The sequence below is a fragment of the Pseudomonas sp. genome, from assembly GCF_030698175.1.
Taxonomy (GTDB): domain Bacteria; phylum Pseudomonadota; class Gammaproteobacteria; order Pseudomonadales; family Pseudomonadaceae; genus Aquipseudomonas.
Window position 1 is genome coordinate 22728 of the sequence record NZ_JAUYNT010000035.1, and the last position, 25709, is coordinate 48436.

The window sequence follows — 25709 nt, forward strand, 5'->3', positions numbered from 1 at the left end:
ACTAGCAGCCTGTCGGACTTAACGCTGTCCTACTGCGGAAAAGCCGGACTTGGTCATTTTCTGCGCTCTTCCTCGTTGAATAGAATGACTATTCGCCTCAAAAGAGCGCAAAACCTGCCTCAAACCGGTCTTTCCCTCGCTACGAACGGTCAAGTCCGACAGGCTGCTAGGGCCGCTGTGCTGGCGACAGCCGGGATAGCGGTGCGGCAATTTTTTACGGCGATCAGTCTGCCTGCGCTGCAGATCGCACTAAGCTCAGTGCAGTCGTTCACTCTATTGGGTTGCGCTCGTGCTCAAACGTATTGCTGTCGCCGATCTATGCCTGGGGATGTATATCAACGAGTTCTGCGGCTCATGGATGGAGCATCCCTTCTGGAAGGCCAAGTTTGTGCTGGATAATCACAAAGATTTGCAGCGCATTATTGATAGCGGCGTCGATGAAGTCTGGATCGACACCGACAGAGGCCTCGACCTGCCCGCTGGCCAGCATGCCGACAGCGAGGCCGAGGTGGCCGCGCAAGTGGAGGCGCGTTTGCTGGAGGTGGCGACGGCGCCGACCATTACGCGTAGCTCTATGGATGAAGAGGTACGCCGGGCGCACAAACTCTGTGGCGCCGCCAAACAAGCGGTGGTGGCGATGTTCAGTGAGGTGCGCATGGGCCAGGCCATCGATGCCGCCCATGTGACTGAGCTGGTCGAAGAAATCTCCGCCTCGGTGCTGCGCAATCCGAATGCCTTGATCAGCCTGGCGCGCCTGAAGAACGCTGATGAATACACCTATATGCACTCGGTGGCGGTCTGCGCCCTGATGATTGCCCTGGCCCGTCAGTTGGGGTTGGCCGAGGCGCAGGTACGCGACGCCGGGATGGCCGGTTTGCTGCACGACATCGGCAAGATGCTGATCCCCGATGCCATCTTGAATAAACCCGACAAATTAACCGATGCCGAGTTCGCTACCGTGCGCACCCATCCCGAGGCCGGTGACAGCATCTTGCAGGGCAGCCAAAACATCAGCGCCATGGTCCTGGATGTGTGCCTGCACCACCATGAAAAGGTCGATGGCAGCGGCTACCCGCACCATCTTAAGGGCGACGAAATCAGCCTGTTCGCCAGGATGGGCGCGGTCTGCGATGTCTATGACGCCATCACCTCGGACCGCCCCTACAAACGCGGTTGGGACCCGGCCGAGTCGATCCGCAAGATGGCCGAGTGGAGCAAAGGGCATTTTGACGAGGCGGTGTTCAAGGCCTTTGTTAAGTCGGTGGGCATCTATCCCACCGGTTCACTGGTGCGCCTGGAAAGCGGTCGGCTCGGGGTGGTAATGGACCAGCACACCACGTCACTGCTGACGCCGCGGGTGAAGGTGTTTTTCTCGGCCAAATCGAAAACCCCGCTGCCGCAGCAAATTATCGACCTGGCCAAGCTGGTGGGGCGCGAGAAGATTATCGGGCGCGAATCGCCGGAGGATTGGCACTTCCCCCATCTCGATGAGCTGTGGTCGGAGCTACCCAGCCGCAAGGGCTCGCATTTCGATTGAGCTCCGGCACAAGACATTCGGCGGCATTGCCGCCATCATTTAGCCACTGTGATTATGAAAGCGAGAACGGTGTGTTAAAGCGGATACCTGTTGCGGATGCCCGGGTTGGCATGTTTGTCCATGAGTTGTGTGGCTCCTGGATGGATCATTCGTTCTGGAAAGTAAAGTTTCTGCTCGACAGCGACAAAGACCTGCAGCGCCTGCAAAACAGCGCCATCCGCGAGTTGTGGATCGACACCGAGAAAGGCCTGGATGTGCCCGGTGGCGACAGTCATGCGCTGATTGAGGAGCGCGCCAACGCGCGGCTGTTGGCCGCCGAGCATGAGCTGCCGGTCAAGGCGCTGCCGCAGTTGGCCGATGAAATAGGCCCCGCGCTCAAGCTCAGTGCGCGCAGCAAAGAGCGGCTGGTCAGCCTATTCGCGGATATGCGCAACGGCGAAGCCATAGATCCAGCCCAGCTGGCTGCCCAGGTGGCGGAGATTAACCGCTCGCTGCAGCGTCATCCCCACGCGTTAATCAGCCTGGCCCGGCTGCGCTCGGCCGATGAATACCAATATATGCATGCGCTGGCGGTGTCGGCCCTGATGATCGCCTTGGCCCGTCAGCTGGGCATGGACGAGGCGCAGGTCAGCGAAGCCGGGGTGGCCGGTTTGCTCCACGACATTGGCGAGGCGCTGATGCCCAGCGAGCTGCTCAACAGTCCAGGCAAACTCAGCCGCATCGACTCGACGCTGCTGCGCGATCACCCGGCGCTGGGCGCGGAAACCCTGGCAAAGCAAGGCCTCAGCCCGGCGCTGGTGGATGTCTGCCTGCACCACCATGAAAAACCCGATGGCAGCGGCTATCCCGGGCGCCTGGCCGGTGAGCAGATCAGCCTGCTGGCGAAGATGTGCGCGGTCTGCGATGTGTATGACGCCCTGACTTCCGACCGCCCCTATCAAAAGGGCCTGGACCCGGCCGAGGCGATGCGCAAGATGGCCGAGTGGTGCCCGGCGCAGTTCGACGACCAGGTGTTTCGCGCCTTTGTCAAAGCCTTGGGCATCTACCCAACCGGCTCCCTGGTGCGGCTCGCCAGCGGCAAGTTGGGCGTGGTGCTGGAGCAAAATGAACATTCGCTGCTGACGCCAAAAGTTAAGGTGTTTTTCTCGGCCAGGTCGAAGTCGCCGATCCCCCAAGAGATTCTCGACCTCGCCAAAGTGGTCGGGCGTGACCATATTATTGCTCGCGAACCCCTGGAAGACTGGGGTTTTCGTAACCTCGAAGAACTCTGGTCGGGCGAGCGCAAGGGGCGCGCGACCCTGTTTGGTTGAGGTGTGGCTGCGCCGCTTTAATCCCGTCCATATACGGTTGCGAGCCTCTGGGACACTGGGGTTTTCGTAATCTCGAAGAGCTCTGGTCGGGCGAACGCAAAGACCGCGCGACTCTGTTTGGTTGAACTGTTGCGCACTTTTAGCCTCCTAGAGGTGTAACCCGCACGGGTTGCACCCGCCCTACGACCTGCCGGTTAGGCGCTGATTTTTTGGAGTACCGCGATGAAAGTATTACTGGCCTTATTAACCCTGGTCGCCCTGCCGGCCCTCGCCGCCGACCCCACCCTGTACGGGCGCTACGAAAAAATCGGCTTACCTGAACTCAAGGAAACCCTCAAAGCCAAGATGGATACCGGCGCCTATACCGCCTCGTTGTCGGCCAGCGATATTGAGCTGTTCAAGCGCGATGGCGAGGAATGGGTGCGTTTTCGCCTGGCCGCCGAAGGCGTCGATGACCGCGTCCACGAGCACCTGGTGGCGCGCATCAGCAAAATCAAAAACCGCGCCGAAGAGAGCGACGATGAGGACGCGGTCGCCATCTCCAAGCGTCCGGTGATCGATCTGCAACTTTGCCTGGGCGATCAGTTGCGCACCGTTGAGGTCAATCTGGTCGACCGTAGCGGCTTCAACTACCCGTTGCTGATCGGCGCCAAGGCGCTGCGCGAGCTGGATGCGGCGATCGACCCGGCCAAGCGCTACACCACCGGCAAACCCGACTGCAAATGAGCCTGTCCGGCCCACGGTAAATCGCCGCGTGCCGGCCCGACGGTTGACCCTGCCCCTGGCTTTGGGCACCGTGGCAGCCTTGATGGTTGCCGGGTCGCAGCGCTATGCCGCAGATATTGATTGTTGAAGATGAAGCGGCGATTGCCGACACCCTGATTTACGCCCTGCAAACAGAGGGCTTCAGCACCCACTGGCTGACTCTGGCCGGCGAGGCGCTGGCATTTCAACAACAAACCCCAGCCGACTTCTGGATTCTCGATGTGGGCCTGCCGGACATGACTGGCTTCGAGGCCTGCAAACGCCTGCGCCGCTTTAGCGAAGTGCCGGTGCTGTTCTTAACCGCGCGCAACACCGAGATTGATCGGGTGGTGGGGCTGGAAATCGGCGCCGACGACTACGTGAGCAAGCCCTTCAGTCCGCGCGAAGTGGCGGCGCGGGTCAAGGCGATTCTCAAACGGGTACAGCCACGCCCGGCAGTGGCGCCGGAGCCCGAACCCAACGGGCCGTTTCGCCTCGACCTTGAGCGGGTGCAGATTCACTATCAGCAACAACTGCTGGTGCTCACTCGCCATGAATTTCGCCTGCTGCACGCCTTGCTCGGCCAGCCCGAACGGGTGTTCTCCCGCGAGCAACTGCTGGACGCCGCCGGTGTTGCCAGCGACGCCGGTTACGAGCGCAGCATCGACAGCCATATCAAGAGCCTGCGGGCCAAGCTGCGCGAAATAGCGCCGAGTGCAGAGCCGATCCAGACCCATCGGGGGCTGGGTTATAGCTTGAGGCTGATCTAATGCCGCTCGGTATCCGGATTTTCCTGGTCTATTTTTTGTTCGTCGGGCTGGCCGGCTGGTTTGTGTTGAGCACGGTGATGGATGAAATTCGTCCCGGCGTGCGTCAGTCCACCGAAGAGACCCTGGTGGATACCGCCAACCTGCTAGCCGAGTTGCTGCGCGATGATTTGCGTGGCGGCCAGATCGATCAAAGCCGTTGGCAGCAAGTGTTCCAGGCCTACGGCCAGCGCCAGCCACAGGCGCAAATCGGTGAGGTGAGCAAAACCACGGTGAGCCATCGCATCTATGTCACCGATGCGACCGGCAAGGTGTTGCTGGACTCCAGCGGCCAGGCGGTGGGCCAGGACTATTCACGCTGGAACGACGTTTACCTGACCCTGCGTGGCCAATACGGCGCGCGCTCGACCCGCGAGGTGGCGGACGACCCGGATTCCTCGGTGATGTACGTGGCCGCGCCGATCAAAGATCACGGTCAGATCATCGGCGTGGTGGCGGTGAGCAAGCCGAGTCGCAGCCTGCAGCCCTATATCGAGCGTTCGCAGCGGCGCCTGAGCTGGTTTGGCGCCGGGCTGATCGGCCTCGGCTTGCTGGTCGGCGGCTTGCTGTCCTGGTGGCTGAGCGGCTCGTTGCGCCGGCTGACCGGTTTTGCCCAGGCGGTGGCCGCCGGTGAGCGGCTCCCGGCACCGCAGTTGCGCGGCGGTGAGTTGGGCCAGTTGGCCGCCGCCCTGGAATATATGCGCAGCGAACTGGAGGGCAAGGCCTACGTCGAGCGCTATGTGCACACCCTGACCCACGAGCTGAAAAGCCCGCTGGCAGCCATCCGTGGCGCCGCCGAGTTGCTTGAGGGCGAGATGCCGGCCGAGCAACGCCAGCGCTTCGTCGGCAATATCCAAAGCGAAAGCGCGCGCCTGCAGCAGTTGATCGAGCGCTTGCTGCACCTGGCCCTGGTCGAACAGCGTCAGGGTTTGGAGGAGCGGGTAGCGGTGCCGCTGTGGGCCTTGGTCGATGAGTTGCTGCAGGCGCAAGCGGCGCGCATCGAAAGTGCCCAATTACGGGTCGAAAATCTGCTCGACGCAGAGCTGCAGCTGCTCGGTGAGCGTTTTTTGCTGCAACAGGCGCTGGCCAATCTGCTCGACAACGCCCTCGACTTCACCCCGGCAGGCGGCCTGCTGCGCTGGTCTGCAGAGGTGCAAGGGCAGCAGCTGGAGCTGTGTTTGTTTAATCAGGCCGAGGCGATTGCCGGCTATGCACTGCCACGGCTCACGGAACGTTTTTATTCGTTGCCACGCCCCAAAACAGGGCGTAAGAGTACCGGGCTCGGGCTAAACTTTGTCAGTGAGGTCGCCAGCCTGCACGGCGGCACGCTGAGCGTGGCGAATGTGCCGGGCGGGGTCGAGGTGCGCTTGCGCTTGCCGCTGGCCGAGTAACCTCGCTAGGTGGCATTAGCCGCTGTCGTGGCTGGTTTGGCGGCTGTCGTTTGCTGCGTTAATGGCGGCTAAAGATTCAGGCATTGTTGCTCGGTTGAAGGCGCGAATGAGCCTGTTTTGCCCTGGCCGATGGATGGGCAGGTGTTGGCCGAGATCGTGCTAGTCATAAACTTCTGCTATAAAAAATAGAAAACTAGGAGTTGTTGCATGAAAGCTGTTGCCGAAATCCTCAAGGCCAAGACCCACGTCAGCATTATCAGCGTCAATCCAGAAACCACGGTGCTGGAGGCGATCACCCTGATGACCGACACCGACATCAGTGCCTTGATGGTGATAGAAAACGGTCAGGTGGCCGGTATCGTCACCGAGCGCGACTACGTGCGTCGGGTCGCGCGCCTGCAACTGGCCCCCGACGTGACCACCGTTGGCGCGGTGATGACGCGCAATCTGATTACCGTCACCCCGAAAGATCACACGCGCTTTTGCATGCAGCTGATGATCGAGAAAAACCTGCGCCATTTGCCGGTACTGGAAGACGGCAAACTGGTCGGGCTGCTGTCGATTCGCGACCTGGTCAAAGACGTAGTCGCCGAGCAGGAAGGCCTGATTAACCATCTGGAACAATACATCCGCGGCGAGTAACCGCCGCACTTAAGAGCCGCTGGGCGCCACTCGGGGCGCTGGCGGCTAGCAGCCTGTCGGGCTTAGGCGTTCGTAGCGAGGGAAAGACCGGTTTGAGGCAGTTTTTGCGCTCTTTTGAGGCGAATAGTCATTCTATTCAACGAAAAATAGCGCGGAAAATGACCAAGTCCGGCTTTTCCGCAGTAGGACAGTCCTAAGTCCGGCAGGCTGCTAGGCCTTGCGTGGTGGATGGATGGGCCCAAACAGGCCAATCTTCACCGAGTCGCCACAAAGTCTGCACATTCGCCCCACAGCAACACCATCTCCGCTGCCCAGACTCTCCCCATCGGCCAATTGGCTAACCACGGGGAGAACTACCAATGAACCGCAATTTAGCGATCAAGCTCGGCGTGATTGCGCTGCTGATGGCGCTGCTGATGATTCCACTGTTGATGATTGGCGGCATGGTCAGCGACCGGCAGACGCTGCGTGACAGTGTGCTGGCCGACATCGCCCGCAGCTCTAGCGGTGAGCAGCATTTAACCGGCCCGTTTTTGGTGGTGCCTTACCGCAAGACGCTGCGCGAGTGGAAAACCCACGAAAAAACTGGCGTGCGCTATCTGGAAGAAAGGGAAATCCGCAGCCGCCTGTATTTTTTGCCTGAGCAGTTTCAGCTCAATGGCAATGTGGTCACCGAAGAGCGCAAACGCGGCATCTACCAGGCGCGCCTGTATCACAGCGATAACCAGATCAGCGGTCACTTCCAGCTGCCGGCGCAGTATGGCATCACGGAAAATTATGCCGATTACCGTTTCGAGCCGGCCTTTCTCAGCGTCGGCATCAGCGATATTCGCGGCATCGAGAACGACCTCAAGTTGCGCCTGAATGGCACTGATCTACCGTTTGCCGCTGGCAGCGCCGATCGCCTGCTGACCAATGGCGTGCACGCGCCGCTGCCCAATGTCGATGGGGTTAACGGCCAGCGTCTGGAGTTTGCCTTTAACCTCAAGCTGCAAGGCACTGGGCAGCTTTGGGTGACTCCGGTGGGCCGCGAAACCAAGGTGCAGCTGAGTTCCAAGTGGCCACACCCAAGTTTTGTCGGTGAGTTTTTGCCGGTCAAGCGCGATGTCACCGACACTGGTTTTCTGGCCGACTGGCAGACCAGTTTCTTTGCCACCAACTTTGCCGAAGTGCTGGATGACTGCGCCAACGACAATAACTGCGATGCCTATAACAGCCGCGAGTTTGGCGTGAGCTTTGTCGATCCGGTCGATCAATACCTGAAGACCGACCGGGCGATTAAATATGCCCTGCTGTTTATCGCCCTGACCTTTGCCGGCTTCTTCCTGTTCGAAGTGCTCAAGCGTTTGGCCGTGCACCCGGTGCAATACGGCTTGGTCGGCCTGGCGCTGGCGCTGTTCTACCTGTTGCTGCTGTCGTTGTCCGAGCACCTGCCGTTCGCCAGCGCTTACGCCATCGCGGCGGTGGCCTGCGTGTCCTTGCTGGGGGTGTATCTGGCCGCCGTGCTTAAAAGCGCGCTGCGCGGGTTGGGTTTCGGCGCCGCCTTGGCGGCCCTCTACGCCATGTTGTATGGCCTGCTGCGGGCCGAAGATTACGCCCTGCTGATGGGCTCACTGCTGGTCTTTGGCCTGCTGGCCGGCGTGATGCTGCTGACCCGCAAACTCGACTGGTATGGGGTTGGCAAGCCGGAGGTAAGCGGCGCCGTATAGGCCGGGCCGGGCTGGGCGACGTGGGCGCTGCGCAGGTGCAGGTGAGCGGTGACGCTAGCAATGGCGGACTGTTCGCTGCGCTCCTGAGTCCACCCTACGTCCGCCCCACTCCCCACTCCCTACTTGTTGTTTGTTTAAATCTTTTTTGGAGATTGCGATGTTAATGCTGATGCGTGGTTTGGCCTGCTATCTGTTGGCCCTGGTACTGGCGGTGGTGCTGTTGGCGGGGCTGTTGTTTAGCCAGCAGATGGGCTTGATCAAACAACTGCTGTGGTCCGGGCAGTTGCTCAGTGAGCTGGCGCTGGCTTTGCTGCCCGCCGGTTTCTGGGAGGCGCTGACCGGTGTCAGCGGCGCCGGGCAGAATCCGGCGGTGCAATCGTTCTTGCAGCTGTGCGTGGCGCTCGGCCAGTTGGCGTTGTTGCCGGCGTTGGGCTTGTATCGCCTCTGGTATCGGCCATGAGTGGGCATGTCGGCCTGCGCGACGATGCCCGTATCGGCGCGCTGCTGGCTGCGCAAATAGCCCGGTTGTTTACGCCGCCGCCCACGGCCACTGATGCACTGCAGGGGCGGCGCAAGGCAAAGCGCGCGGTGTGATTAAGTCCTGATCAGTCAGCCAAGCGCCGGCTTGCTGCGATACCAGACTTGGGTGCGCTCGCTGTCGGCGGGTTTGCGTTTTTGGATTTCAAACAGCCCGGATTGATGGATAACGTGGCGCCAACTGCGGCAGCCGTATTTCTTCGGGTTGAGCTCGGGCCAGTCCCGGTGAATAAAACCTATGGCCGCTGCCAGGCTGGTCCAGCCGGCTTCATGGCAAGCGCTTTCGGCAAGGGTCAGTTGCTGGACGATAGTGGTGCCGGGCCAATCCACCGGCTGGCCGGGGACCAGGCCATAGAGCAGGACGTCCCGCCAGGTGGTGGATTGCATAAAGGCATGGGCGTGCTCGGGGCCATGCTCCATGCCTTTGGTCCAGGCGCGCAGTTCGCGGTCATGCTGATCAATTTGCTGGTAGGTCTCATCCAGATAGAGCTCCGCCGCATGACAGCCTGCGGCGCTGAACAGCTCGAATTGCTGCATAAAGTGATGAACCAGGTGATTGCGTCGTGCAACCAAGGCCGCCAGGTCTTGCTTGGCTTTTTGGTAGTCGTCTTCACTCAGCTCGCCGCCCCAGTGTAGCCTCAAAGAGGGCTGGGCAGCGCCGCGCAGGGCGTCAGTTTTTGCCTGACTCGCAGCGCCTGCGCCTAAGTCAGCAAGTGGATGGTCGAGGTTGTTGCTGGCTAGCCTGGCGATTCCCCTGGTCGGCGGGACTGCTCTGAGCCCGGCGCTGGGGTCGCGTAGATGGGGGCGGTCGTGGGCAGCCAGCAGGCGCTTCATCAGCAGCTCGTATTGCTGCAGTCTGAGGATGCAACGGCCGACCTTGCGACTGACGCTGTCTTGCAAGCTGGCTAGCAGTTCGCCCTCTGGCTGTTGCATGGAATCCATAAAGTGCGGGTCCAAAATTCGATCTGTATTTACCGGCATGTTTCGATAATCGCATCGTCTTCAGGGTAGGTGACAGGCGCAACTCTGGGTACTCGCTCAGCCATTACAGCGGCGGCTGAGTGGCCAGCAGTGATGGGCGTTGGCTGGCCGCAGCATACCAGACGGCCAGTTGCGGGTAGCGCTGGCGCCAGGCCAGCTCGGGTTGGCGCAAATCCACATAGCCCAAGGCGCAGGCGAGGCTGATGGCAGCCAGGTCAAAGCTGTTGCTCAAGCTGCTGGCGACCTGTTCAAAGTGCGCCAGGGCTCGTTCGATTTTGTCTTGCTGGCCGCTGAGCCAGGCGTCCCAGCGTTTGTCTGCCGGGCGCAAAAAGCTTTCGTAGCGGATCAGTACGGCGGCGTCCAGCAGCGCATCGGCCAGGGCGCAAAGGGTCAGACAGTTCCAGCGCGGGCTGCTGCTCACGGCTAACAAAGGCTGGCCGCTGTGTTGTTGGTCGAGGTACTCGAGTATCACCCGGCTGTCGAACAGCAGGCTGCCGTCGGCCAATCGCAAGGCGGGAATCTTGCCGGCGGGGTTGGCGGCGTTGACCTCGGCGTTCGGGCTGGTCGGGCTGAGTTGCACCTCTTGCAGCTCAACCTTGGGCAACTGCTCGGTCTCGTGCAGCAGCACCATGACCTTGCGCACGAAGGGCGAAGTGGGCGAGTAAAACAGCGTCATGCTCGGCATCTGGACTCCTTGGTTGAGAGCAGTAATCAGGTGCCTATCCTTGCTGTAATTTTGCTCGCCGGCAAGCGGGTGTCGCACTTACAGCCGCTGCGCTTGCTGACGGCGGCGCGCGGTGGTCAAGCGTTGTTCAATCACCAGCAGGTTGTCCAGGCCGAGCTTGCGCGCGCGGCTAAACAGCATCAGCGCCAGCTCGGCGGTGACCAGGGCGTCGGCGCCGGCGTTGTGGCGTTCGACGATCTGCAAGCCGCAGTGCTTGAGCCAGTCATCCAGCCCGCCCTGGTGGATGCCGGCGTTGGGGTAGAGCAATGGCGCCAGGTCTGCCAGATCGATAAAGGGATGCTGCAGCGGGTAGTTGAGGCTGGTTTTCAGGGCGCGGCCGAGCATGCGTTGATCGAAGGGGGCGTGAAAGCCCAGCACCGGGCTGGCGCCGATAAACTCCATGCAGGCCAGCAAGCCTTCGGCCGGCTCGCAACCCGCGGCGATGGCGCTGGGGCCGAGGCCGTGAATCAGCACGCTCTGATTGTGCGGCTGGGCGGCGCGTTGCAAGGTGCATGCAAATTGTTGGCCGAGGTCGATGGCGCCGTGCTCGATGACCACGGCGCCGATCGACAACACCAGATCTTTATTGGTGTTCAGGCCGCTGGTTTCCAAGTCCAAAACCACCAGCCGTTGTTCATTGAGTGGTCCGTCGTTGAGCGGTGCGGCGGTGCGCAATTGCTCACGGCGACGCAGCTGGGCGGCGGGCAATGGCGCGCCACGGGGCTTGAGCCAGTTGGGCAAGCTCATAGCTGGTAACGCAGCGCCAGGCTGCTTTGCAGGCGTTGGGCTTGGCGGAAGGATTCGCGCAGGATGCGCCTATCCAGTTGATTGAGGCTGTCGGGATCGAGGCGGTTGGAGAACGGCAAGCCGCTGCGCGCTTGCTGCTGGTGCAGTTGCAGGCGGGTCTGCTGGATAAAGTGATAGCCCTCGACATAGGCGGCGCTGTCCTGGCGGTCGATCACGCCTTGCTCGGCCAGCAGGCGCAGGCGCTCCAGGGTGTTACTGGCAGCTATGCCGTGGGCCAGGGCCAGCAGGCGGGCACCGTCGACAAAAGGCGTGAGGCCTTGCACCTTGAGGTCGAGGGTGTCTTTTTTCAGGCCCTTGCGCGCCACCACGAAGTCGCGCAAGCGGCCCACCGGCGGTTTTTGCCGCAACGCATTGGCGGCCAGCATGCGCTGGAATAACGGGTTGTCGGCCACCAGTTCGAGCAGTTCTTGCTGCAGTTGCGCGCAACCCTCTTCCGCGCCCCAGACCACCCGCAAATCGAAGAAGATGCTCGAGGCCAGCAGGTTCTCCGGCGTCGCCTCGCGGACAAAATCGTTAAAGCGCCGCGTCCATTCCTTGCGCGACAGGCACAGCGTCGGGTTGCTGGCCATGATCTGGCCTTGGCACAGGCTGAAGCCGCAGCTGTCCAGGGCCTGATTGATGTGCTCGGCGAGTGGCAGTAAGCGCCCCCGAATGGCGGCGGCCTGGGCTGCATCGCTGGCGTCGAACAGGATGCCGTTGTCCTGATCGGTGTACAGGGTTTGTTCGCGGCGGCCTTCGCTGCCAAAGCACAGCCAGCTGAACGCCACGCCGGGGTCGCCCAGGGCTTCGATGCTCAGCTCAATCACCCGGCACACGCAGTGGTCGTTGAGCTGGGTGATGAGCTGGGTGATCTGGGTCGAGGAGGCGCCGTGGGCCAGCATATGATCGACCAGTTGGCGAATGTCACTGCGCAGCGCCATCAGGGTTTCCAGCTTGCCGGCATGGCGGATGCTGCGGGCCAGATGGACCAAGTCGACGCGCTGCAGGGAAAACAAATCGCGCTCGGAAATCACCCCGCACAGGCGCCCATCCTCAACCAGGCAGACGTGGGCAATATGCCGCTCGGTCATCGCCATCGCCGCATCGAAGGCGCTGGCCTGGGGCGACAAATGGAAGGGCTGTTGGGTCATCAGCTGGCTGATCGGCTGATGCATATCGCTGCAGCCGTCGGCCACCACCCGGCGCAAGTCGCGCAGGGTAAAAATCCCCAGGGGTTTGAGCGCCGTATCGACTATCACCATGCTGCCGACTTGCTGCTCGTGCATCTGCTTCACCGCCTCGCGCAGCGGCGTGTGCGGCAGGCAGCTGACCGGTTGCTGCATCGCCAGCCCACCGAGGCGGGTCTCCAGCGAATACTGGGCGCCGAGGGTTTGCGCGGCGCGTAGCTGGATCTGTTGATTGACCTGGTCGAGCAGGCTGCTGACCCCGCGCAAGGCAAAGTCGCGCAGCGGGTTGGAGAGGCTGAACAGCTTGATAAAGGCCGGTTTATTCAGCAGCAGGCAGAACGTGTCTTGGGCTGCCAAGTGCTCGGTGCGGGTGGCCCGCTCGCCGATCAGCGCGGCCAGCGGGAAACACTCGCCGGCACTGATTTCAAAGGTGGTCTGGCTGGCGTCTTGGCCGCTGTTGGGGCGCTCGCCGTGCACCCGACCTTGCTTGACGATGTAGAAATGCTCGATCGGCCCGTCAGCAGGTTTGATGATGCTCTCGCCGGCGGCATAAAAGCGCAGCTGGCAGTTCTCCAGCAGAAAGGCCAGATGGGCGTTTTCCATCTGATTGAAGGGCGGGTATTTGCGCAAAAACTCCATCAGTCCATGGATGTTCTGCTGCACCGCCACCTTGCCCGTTTGGGCAAAACCATCCGCTTGGCTCATCACGCACCTGCGCAGTTGTCGACGCTCCCATCATCGACCGAGTTTAGCGCCCGGCCCATTGGACCTAAGTCTTAAAAAATGCCGGCGCAGCGCGGTGGGGCGGTCGCAAAGTGCGGCGCAAAGACTAATAGGCAGGTTTATTTTGCTGGCATTTTGATGTCGTATAAATGGCGTCAAAAAATAGACTGACGGTCGGGCGGAACTTTTTTAAGGGCGTATAACTAGTCCGGCGAGTTGTCCGGCCGGCGTCTCGCACCCAAGAACCCTTAAGCAAGCAGTTAGACCGACGCCTCACCGTAGGTCCGCGCTCATCGAGCGGGTGGCCAACCAGATGGGGGCTGGTTTAGTTACGGGAGTCACTTGTAATGATTGATCTTTCAACCTGGAACCTGAGCATCCCTGTCGGTGTTCCGGCCACCACTATCACCACCCCTGCGCTGGCCGGCGGCTACCGGGACTACTACTTCAAGTCGGATGAGCGGAGTATTTATTTCTGGGCGCCGGTTAACGGCACCACGACCAAGAACGCCAGCTATCCGCGCAGCGAACTGCGCGAAACCTATCGTGACGGCCGGCTGCGCAACTGGACCTATCCCCTGGCCGATAACTACATGCGGGCCAGTCTTAAGGTGAGACAGGTGCCCTCGACCGGCAAGCTGGTGATCGGGCAGATTCACAACGCCAACAGCAACTGGCCTTTGCTCAAACTTGAGTTTCAAATGAAGAGCACTGGCACTGCCGATTTGGTTTACAAGCTGCGCCTCAAGCCTACGGATGCTGCACCAACCACCCGTACCTTGGTCAGGGGCGTGATGCTCAATCAATCCTTTAGCTATTACGTGCACTTGACCCCTGCGGGCACCTTGAACGTCAGCTTCAATGGCGTGAAGTGGTCCGGCAAAATCGATCCTACCTGGGCTGCCCAGCCGATGTATTTCAAAGCTGGGGTCTACACCCAAGACAATACCGGCTATGAGACCGAGGCTGGCGCTGCAACCTTTAGCCGTTTGGAAATCGAACACCGCCCACGTATACCCGTCGCCAGCACCCCTTAAAGCTGCAGCTGAGTTAGACCGAGATAATCCCAGGGGGAAACCTGAGATAAACCGGGACACGCTGGCATGGGATGGGATTCGATGGGGAGGGAGTTTCAAAGAAAGTTGCAGATAATGCAATGAGGTGACGCCCGGTCAGTCGTCGGTGGCCGGGCTGAACATATCCCCCTGCAGCCGCGCGATGTGTTCCTTGCGCGCCGCCTTCACTATCTTATAGATCCACTGAAGCGACGCCCCATACTTGCGGGCTAGGTCGCTGTGGTTAGTACCGTTGAACTCATCATAGATCTGTCGATCGCGCCGACTCAGCTTGATCGATAGGCCCATCGGGAAGTAGATGTTCTGGCCGCCCCAGTGAGCTGCCATGCGGTCGGCCACCTCTTTGGCCACATGCTGAGCCTTAGCGCTTTCCATCGCGACCAACTCGCCCAGGGCAACGGCAATGTGCTCGGTCAGATCAAGCAGCAGCTCAGGGCCTTTGCTTCGGAACTCGCTCATACATCCCCCTGTTGAGAGTTGGTAGCGCGGGTAACACGCTGGTGCCATTGCTTCAGGTTCTCGATCACCCGGCTGGCCTGGGCTGGGCTTAGCCACTGCAAGGCCGCCACCTTCGTCATGCTCAGCACGAACTTTGCCAGCGCCTCTTCGGATGGATCGCGTACCGCGCCGAGGTCGTGCAAGGTCAGCCAGAGCGAGCGGATCTTCTTGGACTGCTCATCGTCAGCCATCGGCCGCTTCTGCGTTTTGTTTGGACGAACCTTAAAACCCCGCTGCTTGAGCTGTTCCAAAACCCGTAGCAGGTTTGGAACGCTCAAGCTGGCGGAGGACGTTGCGCCGTCCAATCCCGTCATACCGGCCAGCATCAAACGGTAGATGTCGTCATCCATGCACAGCTCACGCCGGGCAACATGGATCAACTTGATCAGGCGGAGCCGGTTTGGGTTGGAAGGCGCAGCGCTCACTTTGCACCTCCTACCATTGAGCCAAAGCAAGTCACCAGCGCTTCAGCCATACGCTTGTTGGCGTCGAACTGGTTATAAACCGGCGTGGTGCGGGGGTTGATCACGAACGGCTCAGGCGTGGCGCGCATCTGCGCGCCGACTTCATGCACCTTGCCGCCGCGTGCCAGAAACTGGGCGATCTGCTGTTCGAGTTGAGCACTCGCAGCCAGTTGGGACTGCATGTCACGGCGCGGCGGGTCGCCTGCTACTGAGTGATAACGCTCCATCAGTTGCCCTCCACAGTGATGGCCCATTTGCTGTGCAGACGCCCTACGGGCGTGCAGTTCAGGCGCTCGATGGTGGTGGCTTGACCGGGAAACAGCTTCTCGGCCAGTCGATCGACGGCGTACTTGTAGTCATGCGTGCAGGAGACACGTTTGCCGCGCACGGTGCTGGTGACGTAACCGTCACCGTCCATTTTTACCGATACCTCTACGGTCGCCATGTCACACTTCCTCGTCTAGGTCAGACTTGTTTCCGCTCTTCTGAATCGAAAGAGGGAATGGCTCGAACCACTCTTTGGCGATAATCAAGCCGCAGCGAAAACCCTTTCTCAGTTCGCCCTCAAGGACGAGAGGATCGCTGTCATCTTTGCCTAATTGAAGGGTGGTACCCGCAGGAGCATCCAGAATCGTATTGATGTTTTTGATCCGCTGCTGATGCCAGGCAACCAGCCCCTCGGCGATCTCCTGCAAGTTGCCCAGCTCGGCATTGGCTTCGGCCTGATCGTGAAAGTCTTCTAGCATCTCCTCCAGGCGAACCTTCTCCTCCTCGGCGACCTGCAGCTGATTGCCCTGGTCGAACTTACCGCCTACCAGGGACCAGGCGCTGGCATACACGCTGGCCTGCGACATGAGGGAATCGATGGTTATTGCGTTTTGATTGCTCATGTCACACCGCCGCAAGGTCAAGGGTGATTTGTTGGTACTGGTCGTTGCTGTCCCGCTGATAGACGCGGACATACACGGCGGTGCCGCAGATCAGAATCGAGTCCTTCACGGCCTGCATCGCCTGTTTCCAGTTGTCGTCGTCGATCTCCCAGCGGAGCATTTCCAGCACATCGGCAGTGCGTATCTGGCCGTTGCGGCCGGGGCTTAGGTAGTGCTGCACGACCGAGACCAGGTGGTCGTTGGCGCCATCAGTCCAGGACTGAACGCACTCGAGCACCAGGGCCTTTGCAGCCAGCATCTCTTCGGTGAAGGTGATCCGGTCAGCGAACGAGCGGACAACCTTGAACTCTCCGTCATACGTGATGATGCTGACGTTGCCCTTCTTGCCGCCCAGCTGCACGCCGTAGCGTTCACTGGCGATGCTGACCAGGTCGGCAATATCACCCAAAGCCTTTTCCTTGAAGCGCTTCATCGCGGCATTCAGGGCGATCGCTTCGGTGGACAGGTCACGGGCGACCTGATCACGCAATTTGTCCTGCTCACGTACACGGGACTCAGGCACGAAGTCGCCACGGGCATTACGGACGTAGCCCACCGGTACCGGTGTTTGGTTGGTATCAGCCATTACTTGGTTCCTCGATGGGGGTGAACGTCTTGCAGCCGCAGCGAGGACAGGCGTTGTCCGAGATGCTGGGTTCTTTCAGGCGCGGGACGCGACGTAGTTCGTCATGAATGCCGACCCAGCTGCAGCGACGGCATTTGATGCGATCGACAGTGCTCATCAGTGCAACACCTCGCTCGGGCACAGCCATTCGACTTCACAGCCGAGCAGGTAGGCCCGGCAGTAGCTCACGCCGGGCGCCGGGCGCAGCAGCATCACGCCGCGTGCTACCTCGGCCAGCAGCGGGCCGCCAAGACGCTCGACGCGCAACAGAGGTCGGGCGCCATCAAGGTTCACCGCCAGCAGATGGCAGTTGTAGTGCTTCAGGAAACGAGTCACTTCGTTGGCCAGTTCAAGCTTCTGGCTCAGGCACTGGTTGAGCACTCGCAACGGTTTGGGCAGACCGGCCGGTATTGGCAGGGAATCGACAGCACGCATGTCACACCTCCCGAACAATTTCGTTAGTGACAAGGGACTCGCCGACGCGAGCGGCCAGATTCATTGCGGCAACCATCATGTTGCCGATAGCAAGTGGGTACAGCAGGCTTTGCTGGCGGTCACGGCTGGTAGCGATTAGGCGCTCGGCCAGCGCCTCAATCCCGCTGGCGCTAATGACTTCATCAAGCTTTTTGCCTGCCCGTCCAAGGCGGAATGCTAAAAAATCATCGAGCCTGGCGGCCGTTACAGGCTGAAGCTCAGCCACTTCAATACGCTGCACCACCTCGCGCACCTCGGCATTGCGTTCGCTTAGCTTCACTTTCAATTCAGGTTGGCCGATCAGGATGATGCTGAGCAGCTTGGTAAAACCAGTTTCCAGTTCGCGCAGACGCTTGAGATGCTTGAGGGTCGCGATCGGCAGGCTATGAGCCTCTTCGATGATCAGCACGTGCCGATAGCCGCTTTCATAACTATTTTTCAACGCCCGGTGCATCTGCCGAAAACGAGCCTCAGGGTTGGACTTTGGCCGATCCAGGGGCGTGATGGTGTCTACAATGGCTTCAGCAATGTGCGGCGTTTTCAGAGCCTTGCCCTTGTCGCCACGATCTTCCATCGCCAGTACATAGGGTTCAATCACAATGACCGGTGCGTCTTCAGCACGCAGGCGGTTGATCAAATCCCGGCGTAAGGTGCTTTTGCCTGCCCCGGACTCTCCGACGATGGCCAAGAAACCATCATGCCTGGCAGCTTGATACATGGACTCGCGGATGTAGCGAATATCCGGGCTGACGTACATGTCTTCAGCGCACTGCAGATCCTCGAACGGGTCTCGGAAAATGCCGAAAGCACGTTTAGTGTCTGGTAGTAACACCTGTTTACGTAGCAACATAGGTTCGCACTCCTGGTCGGATTTGGATTTTTTGGTTGGGTTTGCAGGGGCCTGGGCGTTGGCGCGCTCAGGCTCCACTTCTTCAAATGCGGTATTCACCGCAATATCGTTAGCGCCGCACAACTTGAGGAATCCCTCAACGCGCGTGCGCAGATCTGTTGGATCGATGGTGCGTGGCCACTGTTTGTGGTTGATCAACAGGGAAACCGTGGCCGAGCTGACCCCTAAATGTTTGGCCAACGTGATTTGCCGTTGATCGAGATCGGCTAGCGTGTTTTTTAGCTTCAGCATCATTCACCTCCAACCACACGCAGGGCTTGGCGCGCGGGCTTATTAAGGGTTGCGGCGATGCCGTCTAGATCGACCTCAGGCACACCGTTCGGGTAATTGGATTTCAGCCAAGACATAGACTCTGCCGACCAGGCCGGTACCCGGACGCGTAGCAACTTGGCGGCGGCAACATAGGTCAGGGGCCGCAGTTCGATGGTCGGCAGATTGACGTCCAGTTCCGTGCCACGCTTGGGCAGGTAGGTCGGTAACTGGGCGTCGTCGATATGCTGATAAGGCTTAAGTTGGCCGCCAAAGGGGATGGCCTTGGCCTTGCGAGCCGCATCCAACTCTTCCTGGGTGTCCACGCCCATGGCCAGCTTGGCGGCCTCTTTGCGTGCTACCTGGGCCGGGGTTTCCGCGTGGCGCTTGAATGCTTCACCGATTACCGGAGCCGTGACGTCGAAGCCCATCTCATTGCGGGCAACCACCGGCACCACGTAATACACCTCGTGCCCCTGTGCATCGACGCTCACCACCTGGGCGTCGTCGTCTCGCCACGGGTTGCGAGTAACCAACACTTTTTCGCCAACCATCACTCCCGGTACGCCGGAAACGTCGTACTCGGTGCCCAGGAAGCTGACGCGCAGCTTGCTGTTGACCTTGCGGCTCTCTGGCTCGGCTACCGCCAATTGGCGGCATACCTCAACGCTCGGCACCTTGATCAGTTGCTCCTGGCGCACGCTTAACCACATGGAGGTACGGCTTTTGCCATACCGCGAGTGCACCGCTGTAGCGTTGAAATGGCTGCGCCACTTTTTGGCCATAGCGTTCAGCTCTGCCAGATCGGCTACTGGCTGAAAGCGCAGGCCAGCCTCGAACTTGCGCTCAATGATGTTTCGCGCGTTCTCCACCTGGCCGGTTACCCGAGCGGCACCTGGCGCATGCACAATCATCTGAATGCCCAGTGAACGACACAGATTCTTGGCCAGCCCACCAGTGTTGGCGGAGCCTGGGTCCATCATCAAAATGGAGGGCTTACCGTGCAGCACATCAGCACCACCACGCTCCTGCATGGCATTGATCAGCACGCTGGTCATGTTCTCGCCAGATTCGGCACCCATCACATATTCCAGGTAGATCCAGCCGCTGGTGTGATCGGTGATTTCATACGACCACACCCGGTCTGCCGCAATGCGTGCCAGGTTCTTCGGCTTGTTCTTGTAGAACGCGTCTTGGTCCATTACCCGAAGACCATTGGCGCGGGTTTCTGCACCGGGCTTTAGGTAATAAAGGACGCATATCGAGGCATCGATCTGCCAAACGTGGTTTGGGTGCAGGCTGGCCAGCTCGGTGACCGGTGCCGGTGCCAACAGTTGGTCCGGGTGCAAACGGTAGTTGTATAGGCCTCTGGCGATCGCACTGAGCGACAACGGGCGCAGTTCTCCGGTTTTTTTATCCAGCGCTTCGGCGCGAATCATGCTGCTGGCACGCAGCGCTTCCACGGCATCGCCCAGTGCGTACAGGCGTTTCTCATTGCGTCTGGCCGACTCCATGATGGCGGCGCTGATAATCAGTGCCTCCTCACGGTTGAGCGCACTCTGGCCTGCATCTGCGCGACGTTTACGGGGAGCACTCACGCGCACCTCTTTCAATTTGCGATAGAGCGTGGCTAAGGACATGCCCATCTCCTGCGCCGTGCTTTTGCACAGCGTCGTGCCCTGTCCGCGGGCTGCGGATTGCAGCTGGCGGTCCAGATCGACGAGGCGTTGAGTAATCACGGCGCTCATGGCTTAGGCTCCCTGCGTCTCGCCGAGAAGCGCATCGACATCGGCAGTCAGCCAGTCCGGTGCGCCGTCCATGTCCTCAGGCAGGTGGAACTCACTGCGAATGGCCGCCAGCAGGGTTTCCAATTGGCGCACCAAGCTGGCCTTAAAGCTGCGGTGATCCACACCGTGCTCCTCCGCATGCTCGGCCAGCTTGCTGAAGCCCTCGCGCAACTTGCCGGTGATGTCCGTCTCGGCCTCATAGGCCAGCGCCGCTACTTCTTGGCGCAGGGCTTTGGCCCGCTCGTCGCTGCTCATGCCCTGTACCTGACGCTTGGTTCTCTCTAGGGTCTGGCGGGTTTCATCCAGCTCGTGGTTCTTGCGCGCCATCACTTCGCCCTGGGCGCTATAGCTGTCGCGGGTCTCGCGCAGGGCGGCGCGCAGTTCTTTAACCGACATGCTGGCGACGTCATCAAGGCTCAGTTCACCGGTCTGGCCGCTCAGCTCCAGTTCGTCGATCTGTTCGTCGTCGAGGATCAGCATCTCGAACAGCTTGCTCTGGCTGCCAATGGTCTTGAGCATGGGTGTGGAGCGGCTGGCGAACTTGGCGGCGGTTTGCATGAACTTGGCTGCGACCTTTCGATCAATGCCGAGTACCTCCAGACGCGGCAGGAACTGCCCGTGCTCGCAGGCAGCCTTGAGCACGCTCAGCCCACGGCCCACTTCCAGGCAGGCCTCCACGCTACGGCGCATATTGGCGGCGATATCGCGCTGAATCAGATCTGGGTCGGTGCAGTCGGCGGGTAGTTGGTAGCCCAGCTGCACGGCCAGTGCACGCACTGAGGCTTCCTGCTCGGTGTGCAGCACCACCATGCGGTTATGCGTGGCCAGCAGCGTCTCGCCATCCAGCGGTTGCAGTTCAATAGGTGCCACTTCCTTGCTTGCGGTACGTCCCATGGTCGGTTCCTTCTTCTATTAGTGGCGGGTGCCTGCCAGCACCCGTTGGTTGATTTCATTGATGCGGCCCTGCATGCGCGACATCTCCTCGGCATGTGCCTGGGCGATCTGCAGTAGGGCCATGCCTGGGGCAAAGCGTCCGGTGTCCAGCTTTACCGCCAGGCCTTCATCTATCAGCGTCTGCATCGCGCGGGTGATGTTGCTTGGACTGTCGCCGGTCAGCTGGGCCAGTTCGGTGTTGGAAAGGCCATGCAGGGAGTTGCCCTTCAGCGCCTTGAGCGCCCGCAACACGCGGCCGGCGGAGGTAAAAGTGCGGCTCACGGCCTTTCTCCCAGTTCGAGTTGTGGTTGGGCGTGTTGCTGTACGTTGCCCCGGTGCCAGGCCAGCTCTTCAAGTCCGGCCTGGATGGCGGCTAGAGTGGCGCTGGCCTCGACGTTGTCCGAGTAGAACCCCATCAACTGGCCGGCAGCTTCATGCAGGGTGGCCTGCAAAGCCTGAATGTCGTGAGCACTGCTGGTGCGCCCGGTGGGCACGTCAATCAGTAGCTTGCCGCCGCTGCCTGCTAACCAGCGGGTGACCAGGTTGATGCCGCAGGCTTGCTCATAAGCTGGAATCAGCACAGCTGGCATGCGGCCGTTGGCGATCCACTTGTAGAGCGTCCAGTGATCATCCAGCCCCATCAGCGCAGCGATGCGCTCGATACCGAAATTGAAGCGCTCTTTGGCGTGATGCTGGCAAAGCTTGAGAGCGTCGCGCAGTGCGATGGGCTGTGTGCGTTTCCATTGTGCTGGGGTCACTGGAAGGCCCTCCGCTGATGGGCTGGCATGCGTTCCAAACAAAAAGCAGGTTTGCTCATTGGCAACAGCGTTGCGCCACGCTCAAGCTGTTGGCGTGTATTCACCGACATGAGGTGTCACCCGATGAACGAGGAAGCAATACGCCTGCTGAAACATGAGGGGCAAATTCATGCGCTGGCTCATGCTTGGTTGTTACTGGCTGCGCAGCTGGAGGTACAGGGGCTGAGTGAGCCTGAGCCGCTGGAGCGCTCGCTGCTGGCAACAAACTGGCAAGGGGCTCCGTTTGAGCCGCATGCACACACGACGATGCTGTACCTGATCGATCAGATGGCTGAAGCGCGTGATAGGCGTCAGAGTAGGGATAGGTACCAATCAACGGGGCTCGATGAGTGAAGCCAAGCTCTTTGCGAGGCTCAGAATCGAGTGGCCGGCACGGATGAAGGCCTGTTGCTCGCAGGAGCACTTGAGCCTCGGTAACAGTAAGCAGGCATTTACCATTTGCGCGGGTACTTTCCCTGAGCAAGGCTTCTTCTGCGCGCTGTTTCATCCAGCAGCAGCGACGCGGCTGTGACAAATTGGTAATGTTCATGCGCGCCTCAGGCAGCCAGTTGGGCGACAGAAAGCTTCATGCCCAGCTTGAGGGCAATTTCGTGGCACTTGCCACGTGTGGCCTTACGTTGGCCACCTAGCACGCAGTACACGTCGTGGCGGGTATAGCCGTTGGTCTCGGCCCAAGTTGAGATGGGCTGGCCGGCAGCCAGAAAAAAGGCACGCACCTGATCGGCGCTGTAGGGCTTGCTGGTCGGCATCGGATAGGGAACGTTCATGGGAGGGCTTCCTGTGTGCGTTAGAATTGCCAATTAGCATCCGCGTGGGGCGGTGCTAGTTGGTGTGTGATTGATGATGGTAGATAAAACTCTACCAGTCAAGTCTGCGAGTAGATATTTATGAACCTTGGGGCTCGACTTAAGGCTGAGAGAGAGCGGTTAGGGCTTAACCAAACTGACTTCGCAGCAGTTGCAGGAGCTTCGAAGCACGCCCAGATCAACTGGGAGAAAGGAGCTGCTGCGCCTAATGCAACTGCATTGGATGCTTGGGAAAAGCTCGGCTTGGACGTGCTTTATGTCGTCACGGGCAAGCGTCCCTCTGGCCTGTCGATGCCCGGCGATGTGGTGCGCGAAATGAGCCTTTCTGGTCAGGCCTTGCGAGAGTCTGGAATTGCTCTGGGGCAGGTGGTCGGGGAGCTGAAAGCGGCTGGGGCTATGCCAGGGCAAGCCTTGGAAGGCGTAGCTGGCAAATCAAATGTCTCGCCGGCGAGACATTTGACCACCGAGGGCACTGCCCCCATCGACCCCGAACGCCTCTCGCGCATAGTGGAAATGCTGGAAACGGCCGCACGCCTTGCCGGTCGTAAGTGGCAGGTCAAGAAGCTGGTTGCCGTTGCGGCCGAGGTCTACAACGTTCTGGCCGATGAGCCGGCCCTGGACGAACCCAAGGTGGAAAGGATTTTGAAGTTGGTAGTCAATCGCTGAAGTAGCAGGAGCTGAGATGCATAGCGAAGAAGAAAAATTGGCCAAGCTGGCCGATAGAGTGTTTGAGGGTCTCAGTAGTCAGACCCTCGATGAGCAGCCGGCCTCCAAGGCCGGAATCAAGATCAAGGCCAACAGTGGCAACATCAATTTCGGCACTCAGTTCACTATCGGTGAGCGGGTGGAAGAGCGTGCCTTGCTGCCAGCCCAACGCAAAGAGCTGCACCAGTTGCGCGCCCAGTGCGAAGAGCTAGGTGATGACCCGCGTGATGTTTGGAGGGAGGTGCATACCCAGCTCAGCGTCACCAGCCTGGACGAGGTAACTGCTACGCAGTTTGTCCAGGCCAAGGGCGTTATCCAGGCACGCCTTGAGCGTTTGCAGGAGGAAGCCGATAGGAGTCGCCTGGTCTCCAAAATCCTGCGCGCGGCTGATGAAAAGGATGCACGGCACGCTCTGAGCAACTTCTGCGAGCTGAACTTCGGTCGTACCCAACTGAATCTGTTGAAACGCGCTGAATTGCCCAGGGCGCTGGAGTTCATCTTGCAGTTCGAGGTCAGGCCGTCCGCGCCTGCGGTGTCAGCAGCGGTGCCTAAGATGGAGTTGAGAGAATTCCTGATCACCTACCACTGGAATTGTGCGGGCTTGTTTCTGTTCGGGCTGCTTGTCGGCGGCTTGTGGATCTAACTGGAAGGGAATGAAGTGATGAAGAAACTAGGAATGGGGTTGATGGCACTGGCCTTGGTGGCTACGGCTCAGGCCGAAACAATCAGCGTGCCCTGTGGCGAGTATGTGCAGGCCACAGGTGAGCCGATACCCTGCCAGGCGATACCCGCTATCAATATTGACCGAGCGGCTTACGAGGCCAAGAAGGTCGCGCAGGCCGGGGGCGAAGCCACACCCGAAAACGCCCCGTGGGCAAAGGCTGAGGCTGAGCCAAAGGCTGGAGAGCCAGGCGTGGAAAACTGCGACATGCCGCCATGGATGCGCCCCGATAACTGCCCCGCCAACTGATTGCCAGATCGAGGGACTGTAAAAACTGACTCCCAGTATGCTGCCCGAATAACTAATTCATGAAGAAGGAACCAACGGAATGACGAAAGATCGTAAAGACAATGGCGGTGAACGGCGGGATGATAGCCGCCAGCGTTCAGATATCTTTGACAATGCACGCGAGCGGAATACGGACTTCGGTGAAGGGCCACGTCGCAACGTGAATGATGTGGTTGATACGCTTTCACCACCACCACGCCGAGACAGAGGGAACGAAAATGGGGGAAGTGACGACTGACCTTGCGGATCGCTGGCATCACATGCTGTTCGGTGTGCGCCGGTCGATTCGCTATCACCAGCGGCGCCGGGCGTTCTTCGACCGGCTCGACCAGTTTTCCAACATGCTCTCGGTGATCTTCGGCTCCGCAGCGATCTTCGGCATCCTGGAGAATGATTACAAAGCAGTGGCTCTAGTGGCGTCGGCGCTGGTTACCGTGCTGGCCTCAATCAACCTGGTCATCGGCAGTGCCCAACGTGCCCGCGTCCATGCGGATTTCATGCGCCGCTTCGTCGAGCTAGAAAAACGCATGCTGGAACCTGAGTCCGAAAAACGTCTGCACGAGGTGAGCGAAACCCGGCTGAGCATCGAAGCGGAAGAGCCGCCCGTGCTGCATGTACTCAATGCCATGTGCCACAACGAGACCATGCGCGCCCAGGGGTACAAAAAAGAAGAACTAGCCAAGATTGGTTGGTTTCAACGGCTGGTGGCCCAACTGTTCGACTTCCGCGAACACGCCATCCACTGATCTCTTTAAACCCGATTAAAAGCGCTCCTGCACCACGCCGCCGATCATGGCGGCGTGTGTATTTCTGGCGCCTGAAAATCTAAATCGGGCGCCTTTGCAGGAGGCGCCATGCGATTCGATTCAACCCCTCGCGGTATCCGCAACTTCAACCCTGGCAACATCGACCGCGTTCCTGGCGTGCGCTGGCAGGGGCAAGCCGATGATCAAACTAGCGATCCACGCTTCGTCATTTTCAGCGGCCCGCGCTGGGGCATTCGTGCCCTGGCGCGTGTACTGATCACCTACCAGGACAAACGCCGCGCCGCCGATGGCAGCCGTATCGATAGCGTGCGCGAGTTCATCGAACGCTGGGCACCCGCCGTCGAAAACGACACCAACGCTTATGCCAAAGCGGCGGCCAGTGCACTGGGCATTGGCTCGGACGATGAGAGTGTCGATGTGTACCGCTACGACACCATGCGCGCCCTGGTGCTGGCCATCATCCGTCACGAGAACGGCCTCGGCCCGCTACCCGGTGGCCAGTGGTATGGCGAACCGATCATCGCTGACGGTTTGGCCCTCGCTGGCATCGTGCCAGGGGTGCGCCATGGCCGTTAATTGCAA

Annotated in this window: 34 protein-coding genes; 17 read left to right on the forward strand and 17 right to left on the reverse strand. The window is 60.0% G+C overall.

The genetic code is table 11. The annotated features are described in order from the left end of the window. The first annotated feature begins 289 nt into the window (after nt 1-289). The 9 genes from Q8R10_RS18355 to Q8R10_RS18395 all read left to right on the forward strand — a co-directional run bounded on the left by Q8R10_RS18355 (nt 290) and on the right by Q8R10_RS18395 (nt 8733). Nucleotides 290-1537 carry an HD-GYP domain-containing protein gene (locus Q8R10_RS18355; RefSeq protein ID WP_305655347.1) on the forward strand — a complete coding sequence of 416 codons (1248 nt, stop codon included), beginning with the start codon at nt 290-292 and terminating at the stop codon, nt 1535-1537. Between the two features lie 71 nt (nt 1538-1608). Then, the gene (locus Q8R10_RS18360; protein WP_305655348.1) at nt 1609-2847 is read left to right on the forward strand and encodes an HD-GYP domain-containing protein; all 1239 of its coding nucleotides are present in this window, start codon (nt 1609-1611) and stop codon (nt 2845-2847) included. A 222-nt stretch (nt 2848-3069) separates the two neighbouring features. Then, the gene (locus Q8R10_RS18365; protein WP_305655349.1) at nt 3070-3573 is read left to right on the forward strand and encodes an ATP-dependent zinc protease; all 504 of its coding nucleotides are present in this window, start codon (nt 3070-3072) and stop codon (nt 3571-3573) included. 104 nt (nt 3574-3677) lie between these two features. Beyond that, nucleotides 3678-4361, forward strand: a complete 684-nt coding sequence (gene creB, locus Q8R10_RS18370) for a two-component system response regulator CreB (RefSeq protein ID WP_305655350.1) — start codon at nt 3678-3680, stop codon at nt 4359-4361. Continuing rightward, nucleotides 4361-5788 carry a two-component system sensor histidine kinase CreC gene (gene creC, locus Q8R10_RS18375; protein ID WP_305655351.1) on the forward strand — a complete coding sequence of 476 codons (1428 nt, stop codon included), beginning with the start codon at nt 4361-4363 and terminating at the stop codon, nt 5786-5788. The genes creB and creC overlap by 1 nt, the downstream gene beginning before the upstream one ends. Nucleotides 5789-5995: 207 nt before the next feature. Then, the gene (locus Q8R10_RS18380) at nt 5996-6430 is read left to right on the forward strand and encodes a CBS domain-containing protein (protein WP_305655352.1); all 435 of its coding nucleotides are present in this window, start codon (nt 5996-5998) and stop codon (nt 6428-6430) included. A gap of 359 nt (nt 6431-6789) precedes the next feature. Continuing rightward, nucleotides 6790-8139 carry a cell envelope integrity protein CreD gene (gene creD, locus Q8R10_RS18385; protein WP_305655354.1) on the forward strand — a complete coding sequence of 450 codons (1350 nt, stop codon included), beginning with the start codon at nt 6790-6792 and terminating at the stop codon, nt 8137-8139. Between the two features lie 157 nt (nt 8140-8296). Beyond that, the gene (locus tag Q8R10_RS18390) at nt 8297-8599 is read left to right on the forward strand and encodes a hypothetical protein (protein ID WP_305655356.1); all 303 of its coding nucleotides are present in this window, start codon (nt 8297-8299) and stop codon (nt 8597-8599) included. Further along, complete coding sequence (locus Q8R10_RS18395) at nt 8596-8733, forward strand: hypothetical protein (RefSeq protein WP_305655357.1); 138 nt, start codon at nt 8596-8598, stop codon at nt 8731-8733. Before Q8R10_RS18390 ends, Q8R10_RS18395 begins: the two co-directional genes overlap by 4 nt. A 15-nt stretch (nt 8734-8748) precedes the next feature. Here Q8R10_RS18395 and Q8R10_RS18400 read toward each other — a convergent pair whose 3' ends face one another. From Q8R10_RS18400 to Q8R10_RS18415, 4 genes are all read right to left on the reverse strand, one after another. Beyond that, nucleotides 8749-9618, reverse strand: coding sequence for an OST-HTH/LOTUS domain-containing protein (locus tag Q8R10_RS18400; RefSeq protein ID WP_305655359.1), 870 nt, complete (start codon nt 9616-9618; stop codon nt 8749-8751). 103 nt (nt 9619-9721) lie between these two features. Then, nucleotides 9722-10342, reverse strand: a complete 621-nt coding sequence (locus Q8R10_RS18405) for a glutathione S-transferase (RefSeq protein WP_305655361.1) — start codon at nt 10340-10342, stop codon at nt 9722-9724. Nucleotides 10343-10420: 78 nt separating this feature from the next. Further along, nucleotides 10421-11128, reverse strand: coding sequence for a PolC-type DNA polymerase III (locus Q8R10_RS18410; RefSeq protein ID WP_305655362.1), 708 nt, complete (start codon nt 11126-11128; stop codon nt 10421-10423). Next, on the reverse strand, nt 11125-13059 hold the full coding sequence (locus tag Q8R10_RS18415) for a putative nucleotidyltransferase substrate binding domain-containing protein (RefSeq protein WP_305655364.1): 1935 nt from the start codon (nt 13057-13059) through the stop codon (nt 11125-11127). The genes Q8R10_RS18410 and Q8R10_RS18415 overlap by 4 nt, the downstream gene beginning before the upstream one ends. Before the next feature lie 365 nt (nt 13060-13424). Here Q8R10_RS18415 and Q8R10_RS18420 point away from each other — a divergent pair, with 365 nt between their 5' ends. Beyond that, nucleotides 13425-14114, forward strand: coding sequence for a polysaccharide lyase family 7 protein (locus Q8R10_RS18420; RefSeq protein ID WP_305655366.1), 690 nt, complete (start codon nt 13425-13427; stop codon nt 14112-14114). Between the two features lie 135 nt (nt 14115-14249). Here Q8R10_RS18420 and Q8R10_RS18425 read toward each other — a convergent pair whose 3' ends face one another. From Q8R10_RS18425 to Q8R10_RS18480, 12 genes are all read right to left on the reverse strand, one after another. Further along, nucleotides 14250-14612, reverse strand: a complete 363-nt coding sequence (locus Q8R10_RS18425) for a Mor transcription activator family protein (protein ID WP_305655368.1) — start codon at nt 14610-14612, stop codon at nt 14250-14252. Continuing rightward, nucleotides 14609-15001: a regulatory protein GemA gene (locus Q8R10_RS18430; protein ID WP_305655370.1), complete on the reverse strand. Its 393-nt coding sequence runs from the start codon at nt 14999-15001 to the stop codon at nt 14609-14611. The genes Q8R10_RS18425 and Q8R10_RS18430 overlap by 4 nt, the downstream gene beginning before the upstream one ends. A gap of 71 nt (nt 15002-15072) precedes the next feature. Continuing rightward, nucleotides 15073-15342, reverse strand: a complete 270-nt coding sequence (locus tag Q8R10_RS18435; protein WP_305655371.1) for a hypothetical protein — start codon at nt 15340-15342, stop codon at nt 15073-15075. Next, the gene (locus tag Q8R10_RS18440; protein ID WP_305655372.1) at nt 15342-15560 is read right to left on the reverse strand and encodes a hypothetical protein; all 219 of its coding nucleotides are present in this window, start codon (nt 15558-15560) and stop codon (nt 15342-15344) included. Before Q8R10_RS18440 ends, Q8R10_RS18435 begins: the two co-directional genes overlap by 1 nt. 1 nt (nt 15561) lies before the next feature. Beyond that, entirely contained in the window at nt 15562-16005 is a 444-nt protein-coding gene (locus Q8R10_RS18445; RefSeq protein WP_305655373.1) for a host nuclease inhibitor protein, read from the reverse strand. A 1-nt stretch (nt 16006) separates the two neighbouring features. After that, complete coding sequence (locus tag Q8R10_RS18450; protein ID WP_305655374.1) at nt 16007-16630, reverse strand: DUF3164 family protein; 624 nt, start codon at nt 16628-16630, stop codon at nt 16007-16009. Between the two features lie 156 nt (nt 16631-16786). Then, nucleotides 16787-17104, reverse strand: a complete 318-nt coding sequence (locus Q8R10_RS18455; RefSeq protein ID WP_305655375.1) for a hypothetical protein — start codon at nt 17102-17104, stop codon at nt 16787-16789. A 1-nt stretch (nt 17105) separates the two neighbouring features. Further along, complete coding sequence (locus tag Q8R10_RS18460) at nt 17106-18284, reverse strand: ExeA family protein (protein ID WP_305655376.1); 1179 nt, start codon at nt 18282-18284, stop codon at nt 17106-17108. After that, nucleotides 18284-20050 carry a DDE-type integrase/transposase/recombinase gene (locus tag Q8R10_RS18465; protein WP_305655377.1) on the reverse strand — a complete coding sequence of 589 codons (1767 nt, stop codon included), beginning with the start codon at nt 20048-20050 and terminating at the stop codon, nt 18284-18286. Before Q8R10_RS18465 ends, Q8R10_RS18460 begins: the two co-directional genes overlap by 1 nt. A 3-nt stretch (nt 20051-20053) precedes the next feature. Further along, nucleotides 20054-20983 carry a hypothetical protein gene (locus Q8R10_RS18470; protein WP_305655379.1) on the reverse strand — a complete coding sequence of 310 codons (930 nt, stop codon included), beginning with the start codon at nt 20981-20983 and terminating at the stop codon, nt 20054-20056. Nucleotides 20984-21001: 18 nt separating this feature from the next. Beyond that, entirely contained in the window at nt 21002-21304 is a 303-nt protein-coding gene (locus tag Q8R10_RS18475; RefSeq protein WP_305655381.1) for a helix-turn-helix domain-containing protein, read from the reverse strand. Continuing rightward, the gene (locus Q8R10_RS18480; RefSeq protein WP_305655383.1) at nt 21301-21780 is read right to left on the reverse strand and encodes a hypothetical protein; all 480 of its coding nucleotides are present in this window, start codon (nt 21778-21780) and stop codon (nt 21301-21303) included. Before Q8R10_RS18480 ends, Q8R10_RS18475 begins: the two co-directional genes overlap by 4 nt. Before the next feature lie 123 nt (nt 21781-21903). Between Q8R10_RS18480 and Q8R10_RS18485 the strand changes: the two genes are divergently transcribed. Continuing rightward, on the forward strand, nt 21904-22173 hold the full coding sequence (locus Q8R10_RS18485) for a hypothetical protein (RefSeq protein WP_305655385.1): 270 nt from the start codon (nt 21904-21906) through the stop codon (nt 22171-22173). Between the two features lie 203 nt (nt 22174-22376). Here the strand turns inward: Q8R10_RS18485 and Q8R10_RS18490 are convergent, their stop codons facing one another. Further along, nucleotides 22377-22607 carry a DNA-binding protein gene (locus tag Q8R10_RS18490; protein WP_305655386.1) on the reverse strand — a complete coding sequence of 77 codons (231 nt, stop codon included), beginning with the start codon at nt 22605-22607 and terminating at the stop codon, nt 22377-22379. A 120-nt stretch (nt 22608-22727) separates the two neighbouring features. Between Q8R10_RS18490 and Q8R10_RS20960 the strand changes: the two genes are divergently transcribed. From Q8R10_RS20960 to Q8R10_RS18520, 6 genes are all read left to right on the forward strand, one after another. Further along, nucleotides 22728-23312: a helix-turn-helix domain-containing protein gene (locus Q8R10_RS20960; RefSeq protein WP_371133368.1), complete on the forward strand. Its 585-nt coding sequence runs from the start codon at nt 22728-22730 to the stop codon at nt 23310-23312. A gap of 16 nt (nt 23313-23328) precedes the next feature. Further along, a complete protein-coding gene (locus Q8R10_RS18500) occupies nt 23329-23994 on the forward strand; it encodes a hypothetical protein (protein WP_305655388.1) in 666 nt (221 codons plus the stop codon). An 18-nt stretch (nt 23995-24012) separates the two neighbouring features. Then, nucleotides 24013-24321, forward strand: coding sequence for a hypothetical protein (locus tag Q8R10_RS18505; RefSeq protein WP_305655389.1), 309 nt, complete (start codon nt 24013-24015; stop codon nt 24319-24321). 79 nt (nt 24322-24400) lie between these two features. Continuing rightward, on the forward strand, nt 24401-24598 hold the full coding sequence (locus Q8R10_RS18510) for a hypothetical protein (protein ID WP_305655391.1): 198 nt from the start codon (nt 24401-24403) through the stop codon (nt 24596-24598). Next, nucleotides 24579-25106, forward strand: coding sequence for a hypothetical protein (locus Q8R10_RS18515; RefSeq protein ID WP_305655392.1), 528 nt, complete (start codon nt 24579-24581; stop codon nt 25104-25106). Before Q8R10_RS18510 ends, Q8R10_RS18515 begins: the two co-directional genes overlap by 20 nt. A gap of 108 nt (nt 25107-25214) precedes the next feature. After that, nucleotides 25215-25703, forward strand: coding sequence for a structural protein (locus Q8R10_RS18520; protein WP_305655393.1), 489 nt, complete (start codon nt 25215-25217; stop codon nt 25701-25703). Nucleotides 25704-25709 lie beyond the last annotated feature (6 nt).